This window comes from Arthrobacter sp. SLBN-53, assembly GCF_006715585.1.
GTDB lineage: Bacteria > Actinomycetota > Actinomycetes > Mycobacteriales > Mycobacteriaceae > Mycobacterium > Mycobacterium neoaurum_A.
On the sequence record NZ_VFNN01000001.1, the window covers coordinates 2,359,531 to 2,383,877 of the forward strand.

General features: G+C 67.8%; 22 protein-coding genes. 2 read left to right on the forward strand and 20 right to left on the reverse strand.

Annotation, left to right across the window (positions count from 1 at the left end; genetic code table 11):
* Positions 1-81 precede the first annotated feature (81 nt).
* Positions 82-972, forward strand: a complete 891-nt coding sequence (gene mftM / locus FBY28_RS11270; protein ID WP_174241608.1) for a mycofactocin oligosaccharide methyltransferase MftM — start codon at positions 82-84, stop codon at positions 970-972.
* On the opposite strand, the gene FBY28_RS11275 is transcribed toward mftM, so the two are convergent.
* From FBY28_RS11275 to FBY28_RS11315, 8 genes are all read right to left on the reverse strand, one after another.
* Positions 969-1,616 carry a MadR family response regulator transcription factor gene (locus FBY28_RS11275; RefSeq protein WP_141866756.1) on the reverse strand — a complete coding sequence of 216 codons (648 nt, stop codon included), beginning with the start codon at positions 1,614-1,616 and terminating at the stop codon, positions 969-971. The two genes, mftM and FBY28_RS11275, sit on opposite strands and share 4 nt — an antisense overlap.
* On the reverse strand, positions 1,613-2,941 hold the full coding sequence (locus FBY28_RS11280; RefSeq protein WP_174241609.1) for a MadS family sensor histidine kinase: 1,329 nt from the start codon (positions 2,939-2,941) through the stop codon (positions 1,613-1,615). Before FBY28_RS11280 ends, FBY28_RS11275 begins: the two co-directional genes overlap by 4 nt.
* Positions 2,938-4,134, reverse strand: a complete 1,197-nt coding sequence (locus FBY28_RS11285; RefSeq protein ID WP_141866758.1) for an iron-containing alcohol dehydrogenase — start codon at positions 4,132-4,134, stop codon at positions 2,938-2,940. The genes FBY28_RS11280 and FBY28_RS11285 overlap by 4 nt, the downstream gene beginning before the upstream one ends.
* Positions 4,135-4,287: 153 nt before the next feature.
* Complete coding sequence (gene madC, locus FBY28_RS11295; RefSeq protein WP_141866760.1) at positions 4,288-5,781, reverse strand: MadC family VWA domain-containing protein; 1,494 nt, start codon at positions 5,779-5,781, stop codon at positions 4,288-4,290.
* Positions 5,778-6,758, reverse strand: a complete 981-nt coding sequence (locus FBY28_RS11300; RefSeq protein ID WP_141866762.1) for an AAA family ATPase — start codon at positions 6,756-6,758, stop codon at positions 5,778-5,780. Before FBY28_RS11300 ends, madC begins: the two co-directional genes overlap by 4 nt.
* 73 nt (positions 6,759-6,831) lie before the next feature.
* Complete coding sequence (gene mdo / locus FBY28_RS11305) at positions 6,832-8,103, reverse strand: NDMA-dependent methanol dehydrogenase (RefSeq protein ID WP_141866764.1); 1,272 nt, start codon at positions 8,101-8,103, stop codon at positions 6,832-6,834.
* Positions 8,104-8,246: 143 nt separating this feature from the next.
* A complete protein-coding gene (locus FBY28_RS11310; protein ID WP_141866766.1) occupies positions 8,247-9,680 on the reverse strand; it encodes an HNH endonuclease signature motif containing protein in 1,434 nt (477 codons plus the stop codon).
* Between the two features lie 157 nt (positions 9,681-9,837).
* Entirely contained in the window at positions 9,838-10,722 is an 885-nt protein-coding gene (locus FBY28_RS11315; RefSeq protein WP_141866768.1) for an alpha/beta fold hydrolase, read from the reverse strand.
* 54 nt (positions 10,723-10,776) lie between these two features.
* Between FBY28_RS11315 and FBY28_RS11320 the strand changes: the two genes are divergently transcribed.
* A complete protein-coding gene (locus FBY28_RS11320; RefSeq protein WP_141866770.1) occupies positions 10,777-11,406 on the forward strand; it encodes a winged helix-turn-helix transcriptional regulator in 630 nt (209 codons plus the stop codon).
* On the opposite strand, the gene egtE is transcribed toward FBY28_RS11320, so the two are convergent.
* The 12 genes from egtE to FBY28_RS11380 form a co-directional block, all read right to left on the reverse strand.
* Positions 11,396-12,478, reverse strand: a complete 1,083-nt coding sequence (egtE, locus tag FBY28_RS11325) for an ergothioneine biosynthesis PLP-dependent enzyme EgtE (RefSeq protein ID WP_141866772.1) — start codon at positions 12,476-12,478, stop codon at positions 11,396-11,398. The genes FBY28_RS11320 and egtE overlap by 11 nt on opposite strands.
* Positions 12,475-13,413: an L-histidine N(alpha)-methyltransferase gene (egtD, locus tag FBY28_RS11330; protein WP_141866774.1), complete on the reverse strand. Its 939-nt coding sequence runs from the start codon at positions 13,411-13,413 to the stop codon at positions 12,475-12,477. The genes egtE and egtD overlap by 4 nt, the downstream gene beginning before the upstream one ends.
* On the reverse strand, positions 13,410-14,099 hold the full coding sequence (egtC, locus tag FBY28_RS11335) for an ergothioneine biosynthesis protein EgtC (RefSeq protein ID WP_141866776.1): 690 nt from the start codon (positions 14,097-14,099) through the stop codon (positions 13,410-13,412). Before egtC ends, egtD begins: the two co-directional genes overlap by 4 nt.
* On the reverse strand, positions 14,092-15,372 hold the full coding sequence (egtB, locus tag FBY28_RS11340; RefSeq protein ID WP_141866778.1) for an ergothioneine biosynthesis protein EgtB: 1,281 nt from the start codon (positions 15,370-15,372) through the stop codon (positions 14,092-14,094). The genes egtC and egtB overlap by 8 nt, the downstream gene beginning before the upstream one ends.
* Positions 15,369-16,619: an ergothioneine biosynthesis glutamate--cysteine ligase EgtA gene (gene egtA, locus FBY28_RS11345; RefSeq protein ID WP_141866780.1), complete on the reverse strand. Its 1,251-nt coding sequence runs from the start codon at positions 16,617-16,619 to the stop codon at positions 15,369-15,371. The genes egtB and egtA overlap by 4 nt, the downstream gene beginning before the upstream one ends.
* A gap of 83 nt (positions 16,620-16,702) precedes the next feature.
* Positions 16,703-17,377 carry a sensor domain-containing protein gene (locus tag FBY28_RS11350; RefSeq protein ID WP_174241610.1) on the reverse strand — a complete coding sequence of 225 codons (675 nt, stop codon included), beginning with the start codon at positions 17,375-17,377 and terminating at the stop codon, positions 16,703-16,705.
* Between the two features lie 21 nt (positions 17,378-17,398).
* On the reverse strand, positions 17,399-17,923 hold the full coding sequence (locus FBY28_RS11355) for a hypothetical protein (RefSeq protein WP_141866782.1): 525 nt from the start codon (positions 17,921-17,923) through the stop codon (positions 17,399-17,401).
* Positions 17,924-17,985: 62 nt separating this feature from the next.
* Complete coding sequence (locus FBY28_RS11360) at positions 17,986-18,417, reverse strand: hypothetical protein (protein ID WP_141866784.1); 432 nt, start codon at positions 18,415-18,417, stop codon at positions 17,986-17,988.
* Between the two features lie 45 nt (positions 18,418-18,462).
* Positions 18,463-20,703 carry a maltose alpha-D-glucosyltransferase gene (treS, locus tag FBY28_RS11365; protein WP_141866786.1) on the reverse strand — a complete coding sequence of 747 codons (2,241 nt, stop codon included), beginning with the start codon at positions 20,701-20,703 and terminating at the stop codon, positions 18,463-18,465.
* A 48-nt stretch (positions 20,704-20,751) separates the two neighbouring features.
* Positions 20,752-21,846 (reverse strand): DUF4185 domain-containing protein, encoded by a 1,095-nt coding sequence (locus tag FBY28_RS11370; RefSeq protein ID WP_141866788.1) that lies wholly within the window; start codon positions 21,844-21,846, stop codon positions 20,752-20,754.
* Positions 21,843-22,883 carry an aspartate-semialdehyde dehydrogenase gene (locus tag FBY28_RS11375; protein WP_141866790.1) on the reverse strand — a complete coding sequence of 347 codons (1,041 nt, stop codon included), beginning with the start codon at positions 22,881-22,883 and terminating at the stop codon, positions 21,843-21,845. The genes FBY28_RS11370 and FBY28_RS11375 overlap by 4 nt, the downstream gene beginning before the upstream one ends.
* Positions 22,884-22,888: 5 nt before the next feature.
* Complete coding sequence (locus tag FBY28_RS11380) at positions 22,889-24,154, reverse strand: aspartate kinase (protein WP_141866792.1); 1,266 nt, start codon at positions 24,152-24,154, stop codon at positions 22,889-22,891.
* Between the last annotated feature and the right edge of the window lie 193 nt (positions 24,155-24,347).

Below are 24,347 nucleotides of genomic sequence, written 5' to 3' on the forward strand. Positions count from 1 at the left end.
CAGGCACCTGGCCGATCGGGCAGGAAAGTCCGCCCACTCGGGGCGTGTGCGGGCACGCCGTTGTCAATAGCGTTGTCCACCATGACGGTTACGCTGCTCGGACCGGCGCAGGTCGAGCCACTGGCCCCCACTCCGGCCGGTTCGTGGAGCGCGAACGGAGTGCGCGTGGTCCGCGGCCGGCGGCCACACCGGGGCGGCGATCCGACGCTGCGCACGCCACGGTTCTGCGCATACCGCATCGGGGATCTGCTCACCGTCGAGCACGATCTGACCCCGGCGCAGTTGTCCGATGAGCTGGCGCTCTGGCTGACCGAAGAACTCGGCCCCAGCGGAATACTGCACTCGCAAGCCGATTTCGAGGCGGTGTTCACCGGAATCATCCGGTCGACCGTGCCCGGCGGTCTGGCGGCGTGGGTCCGCTTCTACCGAAACTCGCTGTACGCGCTGGAATCCGGCACCGCCACCTTCTCCCCGATCCATGCGCGCGCCGAGGAGCTGGTCGTCGGCCAGCGATTACTCGATCTCGGCTCGTGCTTCGGCTTCTTTCCACTGCGGATGCGCCGGTCCGGTCATCAGGTGGTGGCCACCGATCTGAGCGCACCGACCATGGGCCTGTTGGACAGCGTCGCCACCGCACTGGAACGCCCCGTGCAGACGCTGGTGTGCAATGCGGCACGAGTTCCGCTGCCCGACAGCACCGCCGATACCGTTACCGTTCTGCATCTGCTCGAACACCTCGACGCGGATGCCGGTGCGCACGTGCTCGACGAGGCGTTGCGGCTGGCCCGCCGGCGGGTCGTGATCGCCGTGCCCTTCGAGGAGGAGCCGCAGGCCTGCTACGGCCATGTCCGGCGCTTCGACGTGGCCGCGCTACACGCGCTGGCCGCCCGCCACCGGGATCTGCACGCCACGGTATCCGAGCACCACGGCGGATGGTTGGTGCTCGACCGCGCACCCGGACACCGACGCTAGATCAATCCGCGCTTGCTGGCGGCATAGACCGCCTCGGCCCGGCGGCTGACTCCGAGCTTACGCATGATGTTGCTGACGTGGAACTTGGCAGTCGTGGCCGAAATGAACAGCTGCTCACCGATCTTCGCGTTGGACAATCCCGCGGCGAGCAGCCTGAGCACCTCCACCTCGCGGTCGGTCAGGTGCTCCCGCGCCTCGGCCCGGCCGTTGAGTGAGCGCACCACCGCTGCGGCGCTGCGCGCATCGAAGGCACTCTCACCCGCGGATATCGCCCTGATGGCGCGCACCAGCTCGGTGGTGTCGACATCTTTGACGACGTATCCGCGGGCACCGGCGTGCACCGCACGCACCACCAGGTCCTCGTCGAGGAAGGTGGTGAGCACCAGCAGGCCGAGGTCGGGGTGGGCGGCGGATAACCTGGCGCACAACGACAGTCCCTCGAAATCGGAACCGGCGGACAACTTGAGGTCCAGCAGCACCACGTCGGGATGGACCGCGTCCACCATGGCGGCCGCCTCGGGTTCCGAGGACGCCTCACCCACCACCACCAGATCGTCCTCGCGTTCCAGCAGCGAACGCAGGCCCTGGCGCAGGATGGCGTGGTCGTCGACCAGCGCCAGTCTGATCACGCGCGTGAGCGTCATCGGGGATGTCCTTCCCTCGGGATGGTGGCGACCACGCGGACACCACCGATGCGGGACCGTTGCACCGCGAAGGAGCCGCCGTGTTCGCGGCAGCGGGCCAGCATGTTGGCCAGCCCGCGGTGATGTCCGTCGACATCGGCGGCATCGGCGAGTCGCAACATCAGCCGCAACTTGTCCGGGTCACCGGTGCCGTCGTCGGAGATCGACAGCTGCACCGAATCCGTCCGGTACCGCAACCGCACGATGGCCCTGGTGGCCGCACCGTGCATGGCGGTGTTGAACAGCGCCTCACCCGCCACCCGCAGCAGCGCATGCTCTATGCCACTGGGCAATTCGGCGACCGTGCCTTCGACTTTGAGGGTCACCCGAAGGTCTTCGGGCATGTGCACCGTGGCCAACTGCTCCAACATCTCCGGCAGCGTGGATCGGCCGGCATCCTCGGGGTGATTGAGCGCATAGATCGCCGATCGCAATTGCTCGGTGGCAGAGCGGGTCAGCGTCTTGGCGATATCGAGCCGCTCGACCAGATCACCGTCGCCCCCGCGCGTGCCGATCTCGCTGCGGCAGACCTCGATCTGCATACCGGCCGACAACACCGTCTGGGTCACGCTGTCGTGCAATTCGCGCGCGATGCGGTGACGTTCGTTGTCGAGCACCTGATGCCGTTGCACGGCACCGAGTTCGCGCTGGGTCGCCAGCAGTTCGGCATTGCGTGCCTCGGACTGGGCCAACAGTGCCTGGGATCGCTGGAACAACTCACAGTTGTGCAGCGCCACCGCGGTCTGGCTGGACAGGATGCGCATGACGGTTTCGTCGGTCCCGTCCAGTGTGCGGCTGGTCGGTGTCCATGCGGCGAAGGCACCGATGACACCGCCGTCGAGCTCGACCGGTACGTGGGCGTGGTGTAACTCGATGACCGGTAACCGGAACTGCGCCAACTGGCCGCGCAGAATATCGTTGAGCCGGTTGAGCACCGCGTCGGGCAGGTGCGGCACGGGATGCTTGGCCCCGGAAAGACCCTCGAACGAATAGGCGTTTCCGTCCGCATCCAGGATGAGATGCCGTGGCCGGGCCTCGGGAAGTGCGCCGTCGGCCAGGGCGAGCAGCACCCACTCCGCGCCCAGGTGCACCCGGGCGGCGTCGGCGGCGGCCCGCACGAGTTTCTCCGGCCCGTTGACGGTCTGCACCAGCGCCCGCGAGATGGTGTCGAGGGCGGCGATGACCCGCTCGGTGCGTTGGGCGGCGACCCGGAACTCCGGGTAGAAGGTGGGTTTCCCCGACCGTACCCCGGTGAGCCGTTCCAGGTCCGGGGCGCGTGCCCTCACAGTGCGGCCCGGAACAACGCCCGCAGCTGATCCTCGTCGGCCGCGCGCGGATTGGTGGTGATGCACGCGTCGGCCATGGCGTTGCGGGCGAGCACCGCCACATCCTCCTCACGCACGCCGAGGTCGGAAAGACCCCGGGGGACGCCGACCTGGCGGGCCAATTCCTGCAGGCGATCAGCAAGGGCCAGTGCCGATTCCAGGGCCGGAGCCCTGGTGTCGGCAATCCCGAGACAACCGGCGATGGTGGCGAACGGCGCGGGGTCGGCCTCGGCGTTGAACCGCACCACATGCGGGAGCAGCACACCGTTGATGACTCCGTGCGGCAGGTCCAGCAGCCCGCCGACCTGGTGGCTCATCGCATGCGCCGCACCCAGAATCGCGTTGGTGAACGCCAATCCGGCTTCCAGGGACGCCTGGGCCATCAGCACGCGGGCGCTCATATCGTCGGGTTTGTCGATGGTGGTGACCAGGTTCTCGGTCACCATCACCACCGAGCGCAGCGCGTGGTGGTCGGTCAGTTGGTTGTGCCCCAGCGAGACGAAGGCCTCGATACCGTGTGTCAGTGCGTCCAGACCCGTTGCTGCATTGAGCCATTCGGGCATCGTGGTCAGCAGCCGGGGGTCGATGATGGTGACATCGGGCACCAGCGCCCGGCCCAGGATGGTGATCTTGGTGTTGCGGGTGGTGTCGGTGACGATGCAGAACTGCGACACGTCGGCGCCGGTTCCCGAGGTCGACGGCAGCACCACCAGCGGCGGGATCGGCATCGTGGCCTTGTCGACACCTGCATAGTCCAGGATGTCCCCGCCGTTGGCCGACAGGATCGCGATGCCCTTGGCGGCATCGATGACCGAGCCGCCGCCGAGGGCGATCAGCACATCGCAGCCCTGGGAGCGGTAGAACTCGTGGCCCGCGGTGATCTCGTGGTCCTTGGGATTGGGGGTCAGCGCACTCCACACCTGGGGCTGCACACCCTGCGCGCGCAACTGCGCGACGAGTTCGTCGACCCAACCCGCCTCGATCAGACCGGGATCGGTCACCAACAGTGGCCGCACACCACCGAGGCGCAGCGCGGAGTGCGCGGCCTCGGCCATGGAGTCGATCCCGAAGACGATCTCGGGTGCGTGGAACTTGAGCAGCCGGGTGGGCACCCGGTCCGCCACCGTCGCACTGCCCTGTTGTGTGATCCACATAACACCACCAGCCTACGTCGCCGTTGCGACACAACCAATGTGCAGGTGGACAGGTACCGACCTACCCGATCGGGTAGGTACCGGGGCGAGCGAAGCGACGGGATCAAGACCCGGGGCGAGCGAAGCGACGGGATCAAGACCCGGGGCGAGCGGTCACGACAGCGCGTGGGCGAGCTCAGCGGCCTTGGCAACGAGCTGGTCGGCGTCGCTGGCCACCACGACCTGGTCGCACACCTGCGCGTAGTCGGGCATCGCGCAGGTCGCCTGGCGCCAGTATCGCTGCGGTTCCGGCGTGACCCAGGCCAGCCGGTGCACCCGTCGGCGCAGCGCCCGCAGCTGGTCCACGCCCGGGGCCAGGCCCCCGCTGCGGCCGTCGCCGACGATCAACACCGCGGTCCGGGAATCGAGGGCGTCGGCCTGGCCTGCGAGCATCTCGTCGAAGACCTGCCCGTAGTCGCTGCTGGCCTGCAGGTCCAGCCGACCGTCGGCCAACACGGCCGCCAGCGCATCGTCCCCACCGGCCCGCAACAGGATGTCGGTGACATCGACGGGTCGGTCGACGAACGCCATCACCCGGCACCGGTGCGCGCGCCGGTGCATGGCCTGGGCCAGTCGCAGGGTGAACGCGGTGACCGGGCGCACCGAGAGTGAGACGTCGGCGATCACCAGCAGCCTGATCCGATCCGGTAAGGGCGTCTTGGTCATCAGGCGGAACGGAACGCCGCCGGTACGCATGCTGGCCCGCACGGTGCGGCGCATGTCCAGGCGTCCGCGACCGCGTTCGCGCGGACGAGGCCGTGGCGCCCCGCGCATGCGGCGCAGCACCTCGTGGCAGGCGAGGTCGATATCGGCGGCAAGGCCGACCTCGGCTCCGTGATCGGGCTCGGCCGGCTCGGCGACCAGACCGGCCCGCTGCGCCAATGCGTCGACAAACCCTTCGACGGCCTTGGTCAGTTGCTGCAACTGTTCGGCGGTCAGTGGTTCGCCGGCGTCACCGCCGTAGGTGGCGGCGGGGTCGTAGGCATCCAGCCACGCCAGGATCGCATCGGGATCATCGAAGCTCAGGGTGCCCGCGACGATGGGCGCCACCGAGTCGGCCAGATCACCCGCCATCGCCGCGGCGGCGCGGTCGACCTCGACGGTGTACCGCATTCCGCGCCGGCCGCCGTCGGATTCGGCGGATACGGTCAGCTGATCGTCGGCGCCGGTCACGCTGAAGTCGTCATCGTCCTTGTGCGGGTTGAATCCCTTGGTGGCCTCGGGCGTGTCGAAGTGCTCACCGACCTCGGCGGCGCGTTCGTTGTACTCGGCGTATCTGCCGATCGAGGTGTCGTCATCGATTTCCAGCTGGTCGGGCAGGCCCGAACCGGTGTGTGCACGGCTCGGGCCCGCCACCGCATCGTGGGGTTCGACCGGGTGGGTGTCGAACATCGCGGCGAAGGCCCGCTCGAATCCGTGTTGTTCCCGATCGTATTTGGCACACGTTGACCGCAGTCCGGCACGTAGCGCGGTCCGGTCGGCGGCACCGAGCATGGCCAGCACCCTGCGTACCTCGATCACCTCGGCCGGGGAGGTCGCGACCCCGGCTCGGCGCAGCAGTTGCCCGAACACCGCGGCGACCCAGTCCAGGATCTGCGCCGGTGTCACCGTCGCCCACCCCTGCCCCGGAACGCCGAGGTGGTGGTGTTGGCGGGCCTGGCTGCCACGGTCGCCCGCTCGGCTGCCGATGCTGTCGGCGTCGAGTTCGGTGCCGGCTCACTGGCGAAGTGCCGCAACGCGATATCGCGGTCGCTGGTGAACTTGACCAGCGCCGAGAGCAGCACCTTGCGGTCGACGTCGGAGCCGAGCAGGGCCGCTGCCCTGGCACCGTCGATCACCTCGGAGATCGACGGACTCTTGCGCAACGGAAGCTCCCGAAGGGTCCTCGCCAGTTCGACGACATCGGCGACGACCTCGGATTCGACCTGCGGGGCCCGCACCGCGACGATCTCCCGTTCCCGTTGTGGCGTAGGGAAACCCAGATGGTAGTGCAGGCATCGGCGCTTCAGTGCCGCCGACAGTTCGCGGGTGTCGTTGGACGTGAGCACCACCCAGGGCACCGACCGTGCGGTGAAGGTGCCGATCTCGGGGATGGTGACCTGGCGTTCGGCGAGCACCTCGAGCAGCAGCGCCTCCATCGCCTCCTCGGTGCGGTCGACCTCGTCGATCAACAGCACCACCGGTTGTTCGGAGAGCACCGCCTCCAGCAGCGGCCGTCGCAACAGGAAGTCCTCGGTGTAGACGTCTCCACCGTTGCCCATCTGCACGTGCAGCAGCTGTTTGGCGTAATCCCATTCGTAGAGCACCCGGTTGTCATCGAGGCCCTCGTAGCACTGCAGGCGGATCAACCGCCTGCCACCGGCGGCGGCAAGCGCCTTGGCGAGCTCGGTCTTGCCGACCCCAGCAGGGCCCTCCAACAACAACGGCCGGTCCAGTGCGGTGGCCAGATGTACCACGGTGGCCAGGTCGTCGTCGATGACGTAATCCTGGTGGCGCAGCGCCTCGGCCAGTTCGGCCGCACCGGTGAATGTCATCGCGTCGTCGCACACGGGTTCTTCGGATCGGGATAGGGATGCGGTGGTCACGGCAACCTCCGGGTGAGGTGCACGGCAGGGGCGGACCCGAGGTGGACGGATCGGCCCCTGCCGTGGCACCGGGTCAGTAGGACGAGTTGATGGCGTGTCCGACAACAGGAACCATCGACTCGACGGTGACCTCGCGCGGATTGCCCGGCGTGCACCAGTCGTCCTGGATGTGCTCGGAGATGGCCAGCACGGTCTTGTCGTCGCCCTTGATGACTTCGCCGCGACCCGCGTACTTACCGGTGTTCATCCGGTTCTTGTCATAGGAGTCGGTGCGGACGGCGGCGAAGTTGTCCGGGATGCCGACATCCTGGGAGAGTCGGATCGCCGCTTCCACGGCGGCATCGGCGGCCTGCACCGTGGTCATGTTCCGGGTGTCGACGCCCATCGCCGTGGCCAACTGCGCGTAGCGCTCGTAGCGCGAGGGCAGGTTGTACTCCCACACCCGGGGCAGGGCGATGGCGTTGTTGAGGCCGTGGTGGCTGTCGAAGAACGCGCTGACGGCGTGGCTGATCGAGTGCACGATGCCGAGGCCACCGGAATTGAATGCCTGCCCGGCGATGTACTGCGCGTTCATCATGCCTTCGCGCGCCTTGAGGTTGCGCGGCTCGAAGACGGCCTCGCGCAGGTGCTTGGCGACGAGTTCCACCGAGTACAGGGCGTTTCCGAGCGACGGGGCGAAGTCCAGCCGGGACACGAAGGGCTCACTGCCGTGGGCGAGGACGTCGAACCCGCAGTAGGCGGTGAAGTGCTGGGGGCAGGTGTAGTAGAGCAGCGGGTCGTCGATGGCCAGGGTGACGATGGTGGCCTCGTCGAAGCCGACCCACTTGTGCGGGTGTTCCATATCGGAGGTATCGGTGATGACGTAGGCCCAGGAGGTCTCCGAACCCGTTCCCGCCGTGGTGGATACCGCGATATGCGGCGGGTTCTCCTTGTTGGTGGACTTGGCGAAGCCCTCGAACTCGTTGATGTTGCGGCCGTCGTGCGCGATGACGACGCGGGCGCCCTTGGCGGCGTCATGGCTGGAGCCACCGCCGATGGAGATGATGCTGTCGCACTTCTCCTGCTGGTAGAGCGCCGCGGCCTCCATGACGTTGTAGTCCTTGGGGTTGGATTCCACCTTGTCGTAGAGCACGACCTCGACGCCCTGGTACTCGATCTTGCCGGTCAGTTCCTCGATGATGCCCGAACCCCGCAGGCCGGTGGTCATCAGCAGGGTGCGCTTGAAGCCGAGGTTCTTGGCCTCCACACCGATGATGTCGTGGGCGCCCACACCGAGCAGGGCGCGGGGGAAGGGGTGGAACTCCTTGATCGGAAAATCCCAAATCTGGTTCAGCTCAATGGCCATCGGACGACTCCTCGCGGTATCGGACGGGTGGTGCACCCGGTAGATCTCACCGTGGCCCCGCGTGGTCCGCGTCACAATGGCTTCGGCTCAGGACCCGCCGTCCGGAACGCCGAAACCGTCCGATCGGGCAGGTAGGCCTGCCGTCAGAAGGGTGGGGGTTCGTAGTGGACGGCGATGCGGGCATGTTCCTGTCGTTCCTGTTCGTCGACTCGACACCGGTTCGCCGCACGTTCGGCGGTGATGCGGCGGGTGCGGTCTTCGGCGCGGGAGCGATCGCGGGTGGGCATTTTCAGGCAGCGCTTCGCGTTGACGGGCAGGCTGGGTTGCAGCGAAGGCTCGCCGGTGGGGTCGCCCAGGCCGGTGAACCAGTGTCCGCCCTCGGGTTCGGTGGTGTAGACGTGCCCGGTCGGCGAGGTCCATACGACGGTGCCGTTGGCCAGTTGTGTGTCGCGCCAGTCGTGGAACGTTTTCAACAGATGGTGCGCCCGGCACAGGCATTTCAGGTTCGAGGGGTGGGTGGGCCCGGCCGGGTACGGGACGGTGTGGTCGATATCGGTGTTCCAGGCCGGCACATCGCAGCCCGGGAAGCGGCACGTCAGGTCCCGGCAGCGGATGAACTCGCCCAGTGTCGTAGACGGGAAGCGGCCGGCCTCGACGGTGATGGCGGCCGGCTCGACCGTGCGGACCCTCGCGTTGCGTCGGGCCTCGTCGACGGCAGGCAGGCCGATGTGTCCGTAGCCGGGAACGATGCCCAGACCGCCGACCGAATCGGCGACCAGGTGCACGATCAGACTGGCGCACGGCACGCCACTGGACACCGTCAGCGGCTCTGCCGGGCAACCGGATTGACCGCACCGACACGTCAGGGGCTTACCGATGAACACCGCGAAGAAGGCGTCCGAGCGGCGTTGATCCCTGGTACGCGGATCGGTGGGACACACCGAATCGGCCATCGCATCGAGGACGGCGTTCATCGCGGCGAGCGCAGCGAGGTCGATGCGGCCCCAAATCTCAGCGGTGCCGTCGCCGTTGGGGCAACCCCCGATCTCACGGTCACGGCGGATCTGCTCGCGGATCCGTACCGCCTCGGGATCCTGGGCGGCGATGACGGCGTTGATGCGGGCCTCGATCTTCGGCTCGGACAGCCGCACCCAGGTGAGGGCCTTCTCTGCCAGTCGCTCATCGACACGAGCCACGATCTCGGGGTCCTGGATGAGTTCGGTGCGCGACACGATCGCCGCCAGCATCCGGTAATCGAGCAACCCGCTCTTGGCGGTCGCGAGCACCCGGGGCAGCCGGGTGTACAACGCGATCGCCATCCGAACCTGCGCAGCGGCCCGGCACCGGCTCAACGCCAATGCCGCAGCAACCTCGGCGACCAGGCTGCCGTGCCCGTCGATGGCCCAGCACAATTTCTCGGTGTCATCATCGGGAGCGCGCACGTCGTAGAGCTGGCCGATGGCGAACAACCGGCGTGCACCACACGCATTCTCCTCACGGGCCTCGGCACCGATGTTGTCCACCGCTTGCCAGGCCGCCCGCTCCTCGGCCTCGAAGGTCGCCATGGTGTTCTTCATGAATAGAACACTAGTTCGATGGTCTGACACGTTGCGGCTCGACAGAAGATGTCCACACCGATTAGGCGGACTAGCGAAACCCTTGCAGAGAGCCCAGTTTCAAGGACTCTCGATCCCCGGTGTCTAGCCACGCTAATCGACGGGGACCCAGTGGACCCTAGGGGCGTGCGGACCACCCGCGGACCGCGGCGACGAACTCCTCCGGTGCGTCGGACTCCACGTAGAGGCCGGCACCCTTGACGATCACGGTCTGGTGATCGGGGAACTCGCGCTCCAGCCGTTCGCGCTCCTGGGGGCGGAAGGCGATATCGCCATCACCCCAGATGATCAGCGTGGGTAGGTGCGCGATGGCCGGCAGCCCGGCCTCGACCGCTGCGAAGAACGCGCGGCCGGACAGCACCGCACCGGGGAGCACCGCGCTCGCCTGCCGGCGCGCCGGTGTGTCCAACGCTCGCCGGTAGTGCTCCATCTCGGAATCGGAGGGCTTGCGGCGCTTGTGCCCCACCGGGATGAAGGCGCTGACGAGAAGGTTGAATTGGCGGACCAGCAGACGGGTCAGCGGTCCGCCCATGATGTGCCCGAAAGCCTCGAAGTGCAGGATGCCGTTGACCGGCCACGCCCACGTGTTGGCCAGGACCAGACGCCGGAAAACCTCCGGGCGGCGCTGCGCGACGGCCAGCCCGATCATTCCACCCCAGTCCTGCCCGACCAGCGTCACATCGTCCAGAGCGAGCTCGTCGACGAAGGCGGTCACCACCTCCGCGTGGTCCTGCGGTGCGAACCGGTAACCGGACCGGGCCGTCGACAGCCCGAATCCCGGATAGTCCAGCGCTATGCAGCGGTAGTCGCGCCGCAGTTCCCGCACGACATCACGCCAGAGGAACGACCAGGTCGGATTGCCGTGCAGTAGAAGCAAGATGGGGCCGGAACCCTCGTCGATGTAGTGCACGGAGTGCCCGTCGATATCGACGAATCGACTCTCGAAGGGGAACAGTTCGTCGTCGACCCAATCCGGCCGGACGCGCTTCGCAGTATCGGTCATGCACTTGACGGTCTCATATACACTTTATTTTCTCAAGCGATTGGAGAATGTGCGATGCGCCGTTACGGCCAATACTGCGGGCTGGCCCGCTCACTGGAGATCGTGGGCGATCGATGGAATCTGCTCATCGTCCGCCAGCTGCTGATCGCGCCGGCCCGCTACCGTGATCTGGTCGCCGGGCTACCTGGGATCGCCACCAACCTGCTCGCCGACCGCCTGCGCGAACTGGAATCGGCGGGCGTCGTCGAGCGCCGGCTCGGCGACGGCAGCACAGTCGAATACGCCCTCACTGCCTGGGGCGCCGAGCTACGCGAGCCCATCGAGGGCTTGATCCGCTGGTCCACCCCGTTGATGGTGCGCGGACCCGAGGGCGACGCGTTCCGCCACGAGTGGCTGACCGTCGCGATCCCGGCCCTGCTGTCCGCCCGTGTGAAGGTCCGTGCCGCCGTGTCGATCGGTCTTGCCGGTGACGATATGGCCCTGCAGCTCAACGCTTCCCGCGCGGGTTTCACAGTGGGCACTCCCGACGGTCGCGAACTGGCCGGCACGCTGCACGGCGCCCCCGAGTACATCCTCGGTCTGGCCGCCGGGGCTCTGACCATCGACGATGCCCGCGCCCTCGGGGTGATCGAGATCGACGGTGACGAGGCGACCGTCCGATCGATCCTCGGCGCTACGAGCTGACCGCCACCAACGCCGCCGCGAATCGCTCCAGATCCGCTGCCGAGCCGTCGACATGCGGGGACACCCGCAGCACGGGCCCGTCCATCTCGTGGGGCGCCCGACCCGCCTCACAGGCGGTGGTGATGATCCCGTGCTCGGCGATCAGCCGCGACCGCACCACCGCCGGTTCGGCCCCGTCGAGCGGACGCAGCGTGGTGATCGCACTGGGCTCGGCGGCCGGCTCGACGACCTGCCAACCCGCGATATCGGCCAGCACACCGCGGGTCAGCGCACCGATCTCGGCCAGCCTGGCCTGCGTGGCCGCGGGGCCGTCGGCCAGATGCTCTCCCAGTGCCAGCGAAAAGCCCAGCCGGGAACCGATATTGGCCTCGTGCAGTTCCATCGGGGCCCACCGCGGCACCAACTGCGCATACAGTTCGGGCCGCACCGCCAGCGCTCCGACCCCTCGGGGCCCGGCCAGCCATTTACGCGACGACGTGTAGAGGACATCGGGACCCACCGCACAGTCGAGGTGTCCCAGTCCCTGCGCGGCATCCACCACCAACGGCAATCCGAGATCGCGGCAGACCTGCGCGAGCTCGGCCAGCGGCTGGACGATCCCGCGGTGGCTGCCCAGCACCGTCAGATGAACGAGCGCAGGCGGGTCCGCTCGCAGCACCGCGGCCGCAGCGTCGATGCGTAATCGGCCCGACTCGTCGACCGGCAATAGCCGGGCGTCGAATCCGTTGGCCGCCATGATCGTCAGGTTCGGGCCGTACTCACCGTGCAGGCAGGCCAGCGTCCGGGGACCCTGCCAGCTGCTCAACAGGAGGTCGAGTGCATGGTTCGATCCGGTGGTGAAAACGACCTGGGCCTCGGTCATACCGGCCAGTGCCCGGACCGCGGCCCGTCCGGCATCGAGGGCAGGAGCCGCGGCCTCGCCGGCGACGTAACCGCCGACCTCGGCCTCGTGCCGGGCATGTGCCGCGGCCACCTCGATCACGGCGTTGCTCTGCCGCGAACACGCCGCGCTGTCCAGGTGCACACCGGCCACCGGCACCCGGGCGGTGCGCCATTGCTCGGCCAGGCTCATTTGACCGCCAGTGAAACGCCGAAATCGCCGGCTGGATCAGTCCACCAATGGGTGCGGGTCAGACCGGCCGCCGCCAACTCGTCGGCGATACCGGCCGGCCGGAACTTGCACGAGACCTCGGTCAGCATTTCCTCACCGGCCTCGAAGTCCACCGTCAGATCCAGCTCGCTGACGTGAACCCGTTGCGCCAGAGTCGATCTCAACCACATCTCGATACGTTCTTCGGTGTCGTTCCACTTGGCGATGTGCGCGAACGCGGATGGGTCGAAGTCGGCGCCGAGTTCCCGGTTCACCACGGCGAGCACATTGCGGTTGAACGCCGCGGTCACCCCGGCGGCATCGTCATAGGCACGCACCAGCCGATCGACATCCTTGACCAGATCGGTGCCCAGCAGCAACGAGTCACCGGGCTGCATCGCATCGGCCACCGCGGCAAGGAAATCGGCGCGCGGCCCCGCGGTCAGATTGCCGATGGTCGAGCCGAGGAACACCACCATCCGTCTACCGATCTTCGGGATGGTCGGCAGATCCTGCTCGAAATCGCCGCACACGGTGTCGATATCGAGATCGGGATACTCGGTGTGCAGGGCGGCCGCGGCCGCGCCGAGCACCGACGGGTCGACATCGAAGGGGATGAACCGGTGCAGCGTGCCGCACGCGCGGAATGCGTCCAGCAGCAACCGCGTCTTCTCCGAGGTACCACTGCCCAGTTCGACGAGGGTGTCCGCACCGGACACCTCGGCGATGTCCGCGGCGTGCGCACCGAGGATCTTGGCCTCGGTGCGGGTCGGGTAGTACTCCGGCAGTCTGGTGATCTGATCGAACAGATCACTTCCGACACTGTCGTAGAACCACTTGGGCGGCAGCGACTTCGGGCTCCGACGCAGACCTTCGGACACATCGCGGCGCAGCGAGTTTTCCAGGCGGGTGGTCATCGAGATCCTTCCAGAGGGGTGAGCGTCAGACCCGTTGCCGCCACCTCGACGAGGTGGCGGTCGGGGATGTCGATCCAGTGCGGGTCGTCGTCATAGGGTTCGCTGGCCAACACGGTGCCGTCGGCCCGTTCCAATGCGAACAGGGTGTCGCCCCATGTCGTGGCGAGCAACCGGGAACCGTCGCCGGCAAGGATGTTCAGCCGCGCGCCGGGATCGCGGGCGCCGACCTCGGCGATGGTCTGCCCGAGGACCGCCACTCCGCGTTCGAAGATGTGCGCCGCCAGCAGCGCGCTGTCGACGGTCGATTCCGCATCCCGGGTCGCCGGAAGCACCGTGCGGTCGACGACACCGTTGTGCGACAGCAGCCAGCTGCCGTCGGTGAACGGCGCCGAAGCCGATGGTTCGATCGGCATGCCCACCGTGGCCGAACGCACCGCCGCCACGATGCATCCGCTGCGCAGCGTCGGTGCCACCGAAGCGAACGACGCGTCGCCCCACAACGGTTTGTCACTGCGCCACCGCCGCGGGCCCCCGTCGAAGAACCCGACACCCCACCCGTCGGCGTTGATGGTCCCGTGCTTCTGCCGCCGCGGCGCGTAGGACTGCACCAGCAGCCCGCTGGGCGGATCGAGTACCACCGAGGCCGCCGATATCGGTGCCCCCAGCCAGCCCAGATGTCTACACATCCCAGGCCAACCGCAGGCCGGAGAAGATCTGCCGCCGGACCGGGTGGTCCCAGTTGCGAAAGCTGGGCCGCAGGATGTCCCCGGCCACTGCCCACGCGCCGCCACGTAGCACGCGGTAGTCCCCTGTCGACGTGTCGCTCTCGAAGAAGGGGACGCTGTAGCGGTCATAGATCATCGGGCTGAATCCCGGCCACGGCCGCAATGGCGACGAGGTCCATTCCCAGACGTCACCGAGCATCTGCTCCACCCCGTAGGCGGACGCGCCGGCGGGGTAGGCCCCGGCCGGCGCCGGCCGCAATGACCGGCCGCCCAGGTTGGCCCGCTCGGCGTCGGGTTCGGCCGCGCCCCAGGGATATCGACGCCGCATCCCGGCCGTCGGATCCCAGGCGCACGCCTTCTCCCATTCGATCTCGGTCGGCAGCCGCGCACCGGCCCACGCGGCATACGCCTCGGCCTCGTAATAGGTGATGTGCTGCACCGGCTCGTCGTCGGGGATCTCCTCGCGGTGGCCGAAGCGGGTGCGGCTGCCGTCACTGTTCCAGAATCCCGGCGCCACCAGGGCGGCCCGTTTTCGGTGCGCCCAACCGGCCTCCGACCACCACTGCCGCGTCCGGTATCCGCCGTCAGCCATGAACGCACGCCATTCGGCATTGGTCACCGGAACGCGGCCGATGCGGAACGCCTCTACCTCGACGGTGTGCGCGGGGCGCTCGTTGTCCAACGAGTACGGTTCCTCGGCCGCGTCGACACCCAACGTGAACGGTCCGCCGGGGATCGGTACCGACGTGCCCACCACGCCGGCCCTGCCGACCGGTAGCGGAGATCCGGTGGGCAGGATCGGCGGCCCGGAGCGCAGATTCAGTGCCTGCAACATGGTCTCGTCGTGTTGGTTCTCGTGGGAGATGACCAGGCCGAACGGGAACAGCTCGGTGCTGTGTTCCAGGGTCTCCAGGACGCGGTTGCGCACATCGCGGCAGTAGGTCCTGGCGTCGGTGGGCGGCAGCAACGGCAGACCGACCCGGCTGGCCCGGGAATGCTCGAAGGCGTCGTAGAGCTTCTCCACGGCCGGCGTGAGCATGCCGGGGGCGGCGGAGTTCCCGCCACGCAACAACCAGAACTCCTCCTGCTGACCGATATGGGCCAGGTCCCACACCAACGGACTCATCAGCGGGTCGTACTGGCGCACCAGTTCGGCGTCATCGAAGTCGACAAGGGCCAGGGTGCGATCTCGCGCCCTGGTGAGCTCGGCGGCCAATAGGTCAGGTGTGCTCACTCATCGCCTTCCACACGTTCGGTGATCGCCGACGCAAGACCCCGGTGGTGTACCCGTTCGGTGAAGTCGTCGGCGGGGCTCCTGCCCTGGTGCACATTGGTCAGTAGCCGGTTCATCGCCGCGGCCAGTTCTGCGGGCGCATGGTCGGCCGCCGCACCCACGCAACGGCGGGCGGCGGCGTGCAACTGGGGGTCGGCGAGTCCGAACCGTGCGGCCCTGTCCCAGGCCGAGGCCACCGGTTGGGTTGCCGCCCTGGCGATCTCGGCCGCTTCGGGATTGTCCAGCAGGGTCGCCAGGGTGAAGGCCACCGCAGGCCAGACCGTGTCGGGAACGCTGTCCAGATAACGGATCTCCAGCCAGCGGCGCGGGCGCACCGGCGGGAACAGTGTGGTCAGGTGATAGGCGAGATCCTCGGCCGTCGGCGACCGCCCGCCCACCGCGACGCGCCCGTCCGCCCAGTCGGCGAAGGAGACGAACTCCGTCATCGGAACCGCCTCGGGGTTGCGCACGAGCATCACGGGCGCCCGCAGCGCATAGTTCGCCCAGTCAGCCGCCGGATCGTCACCGCGGTCGCCAAGGACCGGCCCGCAACGTGCCGCGTCGAGCTGTCCCCAGACGCGCTGCCGGGTGCTTCGCCAGCCGGTGAACTCGCCGTTCAGCAACGGCGAATTCGCCGACAGCGCGATCATGGTGGGCCCCAGGGCATGCGCCAGCCGGACCCGGTTCGCCCATCCCTCACGCGGGCCCGCCTCGACATTGAGCTGCATCGAGGCCGTCGAGGTCATCATCGCCGCGCCGGCCGCGCCGGTACCCGTCGCGGCGAAGAACTGCTCCATCGCCCGGTAGCGGGCACCGGGATTCACCCGCTGCGTCGGACGCAACGGGTCGGTGCCCAACAGCACCAATCCCAGTCCGTGCTCGGCGAAGTAGGTTCTCAACACGCCGCGGTCGGCCATCATGGCGCTGATCGCGGTGACCACGTCGGCACGCGGCGGGCCGGAGAGTTCGACGGCCCCGCCCGGCTCGACGGTGATGACGCTGCCCCCGGGTAGCGCGGGTGCCGTGGCGATGAGGGCGCTCAGTTCCTCCCATCCCGGTCTGCGCATCGGATCCGTCAGGTCGAAGCAGTGCGCCTCGACCTCCAAGCCGACCGTGCCGACCGGACCGTCGTGCAGACACGATGCGGCGATCGCGGCCGCGGTCTGTCCGGACGGACAATCCACGTCCCACGCAGTGGTGGCCGACATCGGAACCACCCCTCCCCGATCAGGACCCTGTCTCACTCAATCTTCCAGAGGGGTCTGACATATTCCCAGGGATTTGATCGACGCTATTGACCCAGGGTGTTCTGCATCGCTCCGGCCAGCACGTTCACCGCCGGTCCGCCGTTTCCGGGTTGGCAGACCTTCGCCTGCAGCAGAACGTTCTCCCGTAACCGGGTCTGGGTGAAGCACCGACGGTCAATACCCGCCTCCTGTTTGACCCAAACCGCATCGGTCGGCGTGGTCGTCCCCGCCGAGAACGTCCAGACCTGCGTCACGAAATTCTCCAGATGCATGGCCGTCGTCTGGCCCGCGCAGCCGACCGTCCGATCCGTGACGCGCCGATAGGCCCGTGTCGCGGCATCGGTGGTCGCGAAGACCCCGACGGCCTGCTTGACCAGATGGGTGGTGTCCGTCGCAGAGGTCTGGGCCAGCGCACTCTTGAACGACGCCAGGTCCGGGTCGGCGTACACATCGGGCAACCCGATATCAGCCCAGTTGTTGCAGACCGGGTTGTCGACGTAGAAGGCCTGACCCGGCGCGGTGAACTCGGCCTCCCAGGACAGCGGGGCGCCGACGATATTGCTCACCGAACCCTTCGGGAGCACGGCATAGCCGACCACCCCTGGATCGGACGGCCTGGCCCAGGCCGCGGGCGCCGCGGCGACGCTCGTCAGGATGGCTCCGGACATGACCGCCGACATGACCGATGCCATGGCCGCGACGGAGTACCTCAGGCGCATGGCACCGATCATGCCAGCGGATCAGAACAGCGTCTGCGTGCAGTACGTGCGGGCCGGCCGCGGGTAGGGCCAGGCATACGTGCCCGCGGCCGCCGGGCATGCCGACTGGTCACGGACGTCCAACCGCTGGGTGACCTGCACCAGCACACCTTGCCCACGGTCGCGGCAATCGGCCTTCTCGACCAGCCCTATCGGCATCTCCATCAGATAGCACTGATTGGCCACCAGGTTGGGCACCAGGCACAACCGCGCGGTCGACGGGTCGGCGTAACCGGTGGGCAGGTGCTGATACTCGGCGGTCGGGCACTCACCGGCGGCATCGGTGGTGGCGCCGACGGTGTAGCTGGGATCTGCCGCGCACGACGTCGCGGTGGCGCGGGCGGGATCCGGTGCGGGCGCCTGACCCGCGTCGATCTGGACGCAGTCACCCACGGCGAAGACGGTGGCGGCCGCGATATCGGGCTCGCGACCGCCACAGCCCACCAGCGTCACCGCTAGCACGAAAACTCCGATCAGCGCGGCAAGGCGCGAAGTTCGGCGTGTCATGGTTAGCGACACTCTCACGACTGAGCCGCGAGTGCCAAGAGTTACAGATGATTCTTAAGGTTTCAGCGCGGCACGGTCGTCGGCCCCGGCATCGGCCCCTGGCCCTGGCCCGCCCCTGGCGGCGGGCCGATCTCGAAGTCCGGACCGCCCTGGAAGCGCGGACCGCCGGGGAACAGCACATGCGGAGGACCCATCGGGGGCGGGCCGCCCCGGTGGAACATCTCGATATCGTCGCGCGGCGGCCCGTGGTGCCGGTCGCCGTCGGAACTCTTGCCGAGGATGAAACCGGAGAAGAAGATGACCGCGACCACGAATACCGTGCCCGCGACGATGCCCACCCAGGCAGCCACCTGGATCAGCCTGTTCGGACGCGCCCGATCCGGATGCACCGGCGGCGGAGACTGCACGGGTGGGGGCTGCACGGGTGGGGGCGGCGGTGATGCCGCCACCGCGGTCGGCGCGGTCGGGTTCTCGGCATGCTCACTTTCGGTCATGGATTCATGATGCCGAGGCCAGCCGATGCCCAGGCTTGTTGCCGCTTATGAATCCGCTGTGAGCGGCACCTCCACCAGCAGGCTCATACCGTGATGCGGCGGCATCTCGACCGGGAAGCTGTGCAGATCGTCGACGTGCGCGAGCGTCTTCCCGCTGAACATGTCCGTCACCACCGACTGCGGCGGCAGGAACTCCGACCGCACGGTGCCCGCGATCTCCTCATTGGCGAAGTTGAGCACCGTCAGCTGCAGCTGGCGCGGGTCGTCGAGCTGGTGGACCATGACCAGCATTCCGCGGTGGGACACCTCGGGAATGTCGATCTGCCGGCTGGTAGCGATGCCGAAGTGCGTCCGCACCCGCAGGATCGCCTGCAGCTGGCGCAGGAAGCTGGTCTCGTCGGCCAACTGTTCGGGAATCGACCCGTACAGACTGGTGCCGCGCGGCATCCCCTCGCTGGAGTGCGTGGCGTCCGGATTGACACCCATCAGATCGTGCGCGGCGCGGTGGATCCAGCGGGTGTCACCGCCGCGCAGCAGCTCGCTGACCTGGTCGGCCGGCAGCGTCAACATGCCACACAGATCCCACCCCGACAGCGCGAAGACACCGGGCTGCAAGGCGTTGAACATGGCCAACAGCAGATGGGCCCGCCTGATCCGGTCGATATCGACGATGTCGGCGAGATCCGAGTAGCCCAGCGTCGCGGCGATCACCGTCGCGGTCGTGCAGGCGATGCCGTTGGTGGTGAACACCAGGTTGTACGGGGCATCGGGACCGGTGAGGGTGTGGGTCAGATCATCGCGGATCGCCTGTCCCAGTTGCTCACCGGTGACGTCATGCCCCTTGTAGGTGTAATGGTCATCGCGGTGACCCGCCGACCAGTGCACCAGCTCGTAGGTCAGCTCGTCGTGGTTCTGCAACGCGTGCACCAGTGACGCCGGGTCGACATCGGTCTCCAGCGTGGTCCGCAGCGTCAGGCGCAGGAATTCGGTGTCCGCCGTCGCCAGCGCGTGGTGATATGCGGGCCGATTGATGAAGTCGTAGGACAGATCCGAGCCGGCGCGGCCGTTGTCGCGGATGTCGTCGATGGTGAGGTTGAGCTCCTGGAAGGTGAACCCGCCGAGCTTGCGCACCATGCTGCCGATGAACTGGTTGGCCGCCTGGGACAGCGGGTGCCCCTCCGACCAGCCGACATCGTCCTCGGCCGATTTCTCCGCACCCAGAAAACCGTTGGCGTCCAATCGCAGCCCGCCCGAGCCGAGATCGCTGAGCGAGTGCAACGCATCACCGATCACCAGCCGCATGCCGGCGAAACTGGGGTCCAGCCAGTTGATCGAGGGCTGCCCGTCCTTGAAGTAGTGCAGATACACCCAGCGCCGCTCGATACCGTCGACGCCGACGATGGGTCGGGTGACGCTCCAGTTGGTCTCCTTGATGCCCTCGGCGTAGAAGATGACGCGCTGCAGCTTGCCGATGATGTACCCGGCCTTGTCCAGCCAGTCCTCGGTGACGGAGTCGACGTTCACCGAGTCAGCGCCCGCGGGCACGGCGGGCAGGTGCTCCCAGTCCTGTTCGTCGATCTCCACCATGTGATAGATGCCGGGATAGTCGGCGTACTTCATCTCGGCGAGCCGGAAGTCGGCGCCCTTGCCGGTATGTCCGGGCACGATGTCGTCGATGATGGTGCCGCCGTACCAGTTGGCCGTGCCGCACATCTGCCGGAACTCGTCCTCGGTACCGAAGGCCGGGTCGATCTGCGTGCTGATCCGGTCGAAGTGCCCGTCCACGCTCGGGGTCTGCTGCCAGCCCGAAATGCCACCGGCCCGCTTGACCGGACCGGTGTGCACGGCCTGAATCCCGATCTCCGCGAAGGCCTTCCACATCTCCTCGTCGGCCATGGCATGAAGGAAGGATTCGTCCGGCCGGGTGATCAGCGACAGCGGGTAGGCGGTGAACCACACCGAGGCGGTGTCCACAGCGCCGCGCGGGTTGGGCCTGGCGAACGGGTTCTGCCACATCGAACCCTGTCCAGAGAACTGCTGACTGATCTCGTTGGCGTCCGAGAGCATCGACTGGGAGAGCAACCATGACACGTAGGCCGGGTTGTCACCGGTCGGCGAACCGTCCTGGGCCGGCGACCGGCGCACGAACGGGCTGCGGACCCGCGGCCGGGACCGCAGGGTTCGGGGGCGGGCCGGATGCAGGTGCTCGTCGAAGGTGATCTCGGCTGGCTCGTTGGCCTGTCCCTCGGCCGCAGAATCTGTCGGCTCGGCTGCCTGCGATGACATCTGTCTCCTCCCGGGCGCCCATACGCCACTGCCCCAGTATTGCCATACCTACCCGGCGCCGAAACGTTCTGCAGGTCGAAGCGGATTGACCGCGTACTGGAGCACCCGGTACGGAGTTCCGCCGCGCGGTGCGGTGTTCCACTGGCTGACGAATACCCGGAGCTCGTCGAGCGTCGATGCCGGCGAGATGTATCCACCGTACGGCTGGGCCAACCGGTTGTCGTCCCGGGCGGGCAGATCCTCGGGCCGCTGCGGCCACGGTGCCGCGAACACGACGGTGGTGACCGGCGCGGATCCCAGTTGGGTCGGATCGTTGGCGACTCGGACCTCCATGTTGCCGGTGCCGGCGTTGAAATAGGACAGCACCGTCCGCCCGTCGATCTGCCGGATGCTCATCTCACCCACGCGGTCGCCCCACAGCGGGGTGGGTTCGCCGCCCCATCCGCGCTCGGTCGACCAACCCTGCCATGCGGCGCGATCCGGGAAATGCTGCGGCGGAACGCGATACAAGGTGACCGGGGCGGTCCTGTCGAAGTTGTCGGCGACGATGTACACCCAGCCACGGTCGGATTCCGGTGTCGGCACCGGATCGTAGTAGCCGCTGATCTGTGACTGACCGCCACCGGCGTACCCGGCGGGGCGGTGCGAACCCGCGACGGTGGCCCAGGCGCCTTGTGCGGCATCGGCTTTCACCAGCCGCGACGATGCTGGCCGCAGCGCTTCAGTGGTGGTCACCAGCAGATAGTTCTCCCGGTTGATCGCCACCACGCCGGCGGGCAGCTGGGAGGCACCGGGCGGGGTCGGATCCGCCAGCAGCGGCGTGTCGACGCCGGACACGCCGGTGACACGCAGGACGCCGGTGATCGAATCGGGGTCGACATGCAACGCCACCGGCGAGTACCAGCCGCCGTAGCCGACACCCTGTCCGGCGAAACTGTCACCACACACCTGCAACAACCGGCTGGGGAACTCCATGAACTCACACAGGTCGGTGGCGCCGATACCGTAATCGGCTGTGGCGGTGCCGGTTCCGGCCACCGGGCCGAGCATGACGACCTGACCGGGCGCCAGCAGCACATCGGCGTGCGCGGGTGAGGCGAGCACCACGGCAGCCGCAAGGGCCGCCGCCGTGCCGCGGATCACAACTGAGCGGCCAGCAGTTCGGCGATCTGGATGGTGTTCAGCGCGGCACCCTTACGCAGGTTGTCGCCGGAGACGAACAAGGCCAGACCGCGTCCGTCGGGCACCCCGTGGTCCTGGCGGATCCGACCGACCAGCGAGTCGTCGGCACCGGCCGCGGCCAGCGGCGTCGGCACGTCGACCAGCGACACACCGGGGGCCCCGGCCAGCAATTCCTGAGCCCGCGCCACCGACAGCGGCTGGGCGAACTCGGCGTTGATCGACAGCGAGTGTCCGGTGAACACCGGCACCCGGACACAGGTGCCACTGACGGCCAGCTCCGGAATCCCGAGGATCTTGCGGCTCTCGTTGCGCAGCTTCTGATCCTCGTCGGTCTCACCGGAGCCGTCGTCGACCAGTGACCCGGCCAGCGGAACCACGTTGAAGGCAATGGGCGCAACGTATTTGACCGGCGCGGGGAAGTCCACGGCACGGCCGTCGTGCACCAGGCCCTCGACGCCGTCGATCACGGCGCGGGCCTGGGTGGCCAACTCCTCGACACCGGCCAATCCGGTACCCGAGACCGCCTGATAGCTCGACACGATCAGCCGGGTCAGACCCGCCTCGTCGTGCAGGGGCTTGAGCACCGGCATCGCGGCCATGGTGGTGCAGTTGGGGTTGGCGATGATCCCCTTCTTCAACCGGACGCCGCGTACGTCCCGGTCGAAGTTGACCTCGCTGACCACCAGCGGGACGTCCGCGTCCTTGCGCCAGGCCGAGGAATTGTCCACCACGACGGCGCCGGCGGCGGCGAACCGCGGCGCCTGCACCCGCGACATGGTCGCACCGGCGGAGAACAGCGCGATGTCCAGGCCGGACGGGTCGGCGGTCTCGGCGTTCTCGACCTCGATCTCCTGGCCGCGGAAGGTCAGCTTCTTACCCTCCGAGCGCGGCGAGGCGAAGAACCGCACCGAGCTCGCCGGGAAGTTGCGGTCCTCCAGCAGCTTGCGCATCACCTGGCCCACCTGGCCGGTGGCGCCGACCACACCGATGTTGACCATGATTACTAGATCCCCGATCCTGCGTAGACAACGGCTTCCTCGTCGCCACCGAGGCCGAACGCCTCGTGCAGCACGGCCACGGCCTTGTCCAGGTCGGTGTCGCGGACCAGCACCGAGATCCGGATCTCGGAGGTGGAGATCAGCTCGATGTTGATGCCGGCCTCGGCCAGGGTCTCGCAGAACGTGGCGGTGACGCCCGGGTGGGTGCGCATCCCCGCACCGACGAGGGACACCTTGCCGATGTGATCGTCGTAGAGCACCTGGGTGAAGCCGATCTCGCTCTGCAGTGACGTCAGCTTCTGCACCGCCGACGGGCCGTTCTCCCGCGAGCAGGTGAAGGTGATGTCGGTCTTGCCGTCCTCGATCTTGCTGATGTTCTGCAACACCATGTCGATGTTGACGTCGGCGTCGGCGACCGCGCGGAACACCTTGGCGGCGTATCCGGGCACATCGGGCAGGCCGACGACGGTGACCTTGGCCTCGCTGCGGTCGTGGGCGACTCCGGTCAGGATGGCGTCTTCCATGGGGATGTCCTCGATCGATCCGTTGACGATGGTTCCGGGCTTATCCGAGTACGACGAGCGGACGTGTATCGGAACGTTGTAGCGGCGCGCGTATTCCACGCAGCGAAGCATCAGCACCTTGGCCCCGCAGGCGGCCATCTCCAGCATCTCCTCGAAGGAGACGTGGTCCAGGTGGCGGGCGTTGGGCACGATACGCGGGTCGGCGGTGAAGATGCCGTCGACGTCGGTGTAGATCTCGCAGACGTCGGCATTCAGCGCGGCGGCAAGCGCGACGGCGGTGGTATCCGATCCGCCGCGGCCCATGGTGGTGACGTCCTTGCTGTCCTGGCTCACGCCCTGGAACCCGGCGACCAGCACGATGACGCCGTCGTCCAGCGCATCGCGCAGCCGGCCCGGGGTGACGTCGATGATCTTGGCGTTGCCGTGAGTGCCGGTGGTGACGATGCCGGCCTGGCTTCCGGTGAAGGACCGCGCCTGGGCGCCCATCGACTCGATGGCCATCGCGACGAGCGCATTGGAGATGCGCTCACCGGCGGTGAGCAGCATGTCCATCTCGCGGGCGGGCGGGGCCGGGGATACCTGGCGGGCCAGGTCCAGCAGGTCGTCGGTGGTGTCGCCCATCGCCGAACAGACCACCACGACGTCGTTGCCGGCCTTCTTGGTCTCGACGATGCGCTCGGCGACGCGCCGGATCCGGTCGGCATCTGCAACCGATGATCCGCCGTATTTCTGCACGACGAGCGCCACTGTGTACCTCTCGACCAGCCGGGGATGTCCTGACAAGGATAAGGGGTCGGCGCATCCCTTTTTCACCTCCACCGCCCTGGCCACACCCCCGGGGCTCGAAACCGTTTACCGGCGCGCAACGCGGCGATGCCGTTGACGTAACAGAAACGGAGGTTACTGCCAGTGGTCGGCCCGCTCGGGCCGCGCATTCCAG

What these genes read in the sequence shown, in the direction of transcription:
- mftM (WP_174241608.1), top strand. Translation starts at nt 82, where the DNA reads ATGACGGTTACGCTGCTCGGACCGGCGCAGGTCGAGCCACTGGCCCCC.
- FBY28_RS11275 (WP_141866756.1), bottom strand. Translation starts at nt 1,616, where the DNA reads ATGACGCTCACGCGCGTGATCAGACTGGCGCTGGTCGACGACCACGCC.
- FBY28_RS11285 (WP_141866758.1), bottom strand. Translation starts at nt 4,134, where the DNA reads ATGTGGATCACACAACAGGGCAGTGCGACGGTGGCGGACCGGGTGCCC.
- mdo (WP_141866764.1), bottom strand. Translation starts at nt 8,103, where the DNA reads ATGGCCATTGAGCTGAACCAGATTTGGGATTTTCCGATCAAGGAGTTC.
- FBY28_RS11310 (WP_141866766.1), bottom strand. Translation starts at nt 9,680, where the DNA reads ATGAAGAACACCATGGCGACCTTCGAGGCCGAGGAGCGGGCGGCCTGG.
- FBY28_RS11315 (WP_141866768.1), bottom strand. Translation starts at nt 10,722, where the DNA reads ATGACCGATACTGCGAAGCGCGTCCGGCCGGATTGGGTCGACGACGAA.
- FBY28_RS11320 (WP_141866770.1), top strand. Translation starts at nt 10,777, where the DNA reads ATGCGCCGTTACGGCCAATACTGCGGGCTGGCCCGCTCACTGGAGATC.
- egtE (WP_141866772.1), bottom strand. Translation starts at nt 12,478, where the DNA reads ATGAGCCTGGCCGAGCAATGGCGCACCGCCCGGGTGCCGGTGGCCGGT.
- egtD (WP_141866774.1), bottom strand. Translation starts at nt 13,413, where the DNA reads ATGACCACCCGCCTGGAAAACTCGCTGCGCCGCGATGTGTCCGAAGGT.
- egtC (WP_141866776.1), bottom strand. Translation starts at nt 14,099, where the DNA reads ATGTGTAGACATCTGGGCTGGCTGGGGGCACCGATATCGGCGGCCTCG.
- egtA (WP_141866780.1), bottom strand. Translation starts at nt 16,619, where the DNA reads ATGTCGGCCACCACTGCGTGGGACGTGGATTGTCCGTCCGGACAGACC.
- FBY28_RS11350 (WP_174241610.1), bottom strand. Translation starts at nt 17,377, where the DNA reads ATGCGCCTGAGGTACTCCGTCGCGGCCATGGCATCGGTCATGTCGGCG.
- FBY28_RS11355 (WP_141866782.1), bottom strand. Translation starts at nt 17,923, where the DNA reads ATGACACGCCGAACTTCGCGCCTTGCCGCGCTGATCGGAGTTTTCGTG.
- FBY28_RS11360 (WP_141866784.1), bottom strand. Translation starts at nt 18,417, where the DNA reads ATGACCGAAAGTGAGCATGCCGAGAACCCGACCGCGCCGACCGCGGTG.
- treS (WP_141866786.1), bottom strand. Translation starts at nt 20,703, where the DNA reads ATGTCATCGCAGGCAGCCGAGCCGACAGATTCTGCGGCCGAGGGACAG.
- FBY28_RS11375 (WP_141866790.1), bottom strand. Translation starts at nt 22,883, where the DNA reads ATGGTCAACATCGGTGTGGTCGGCGCCACCGGCCAGGTGGGCCAGGTG.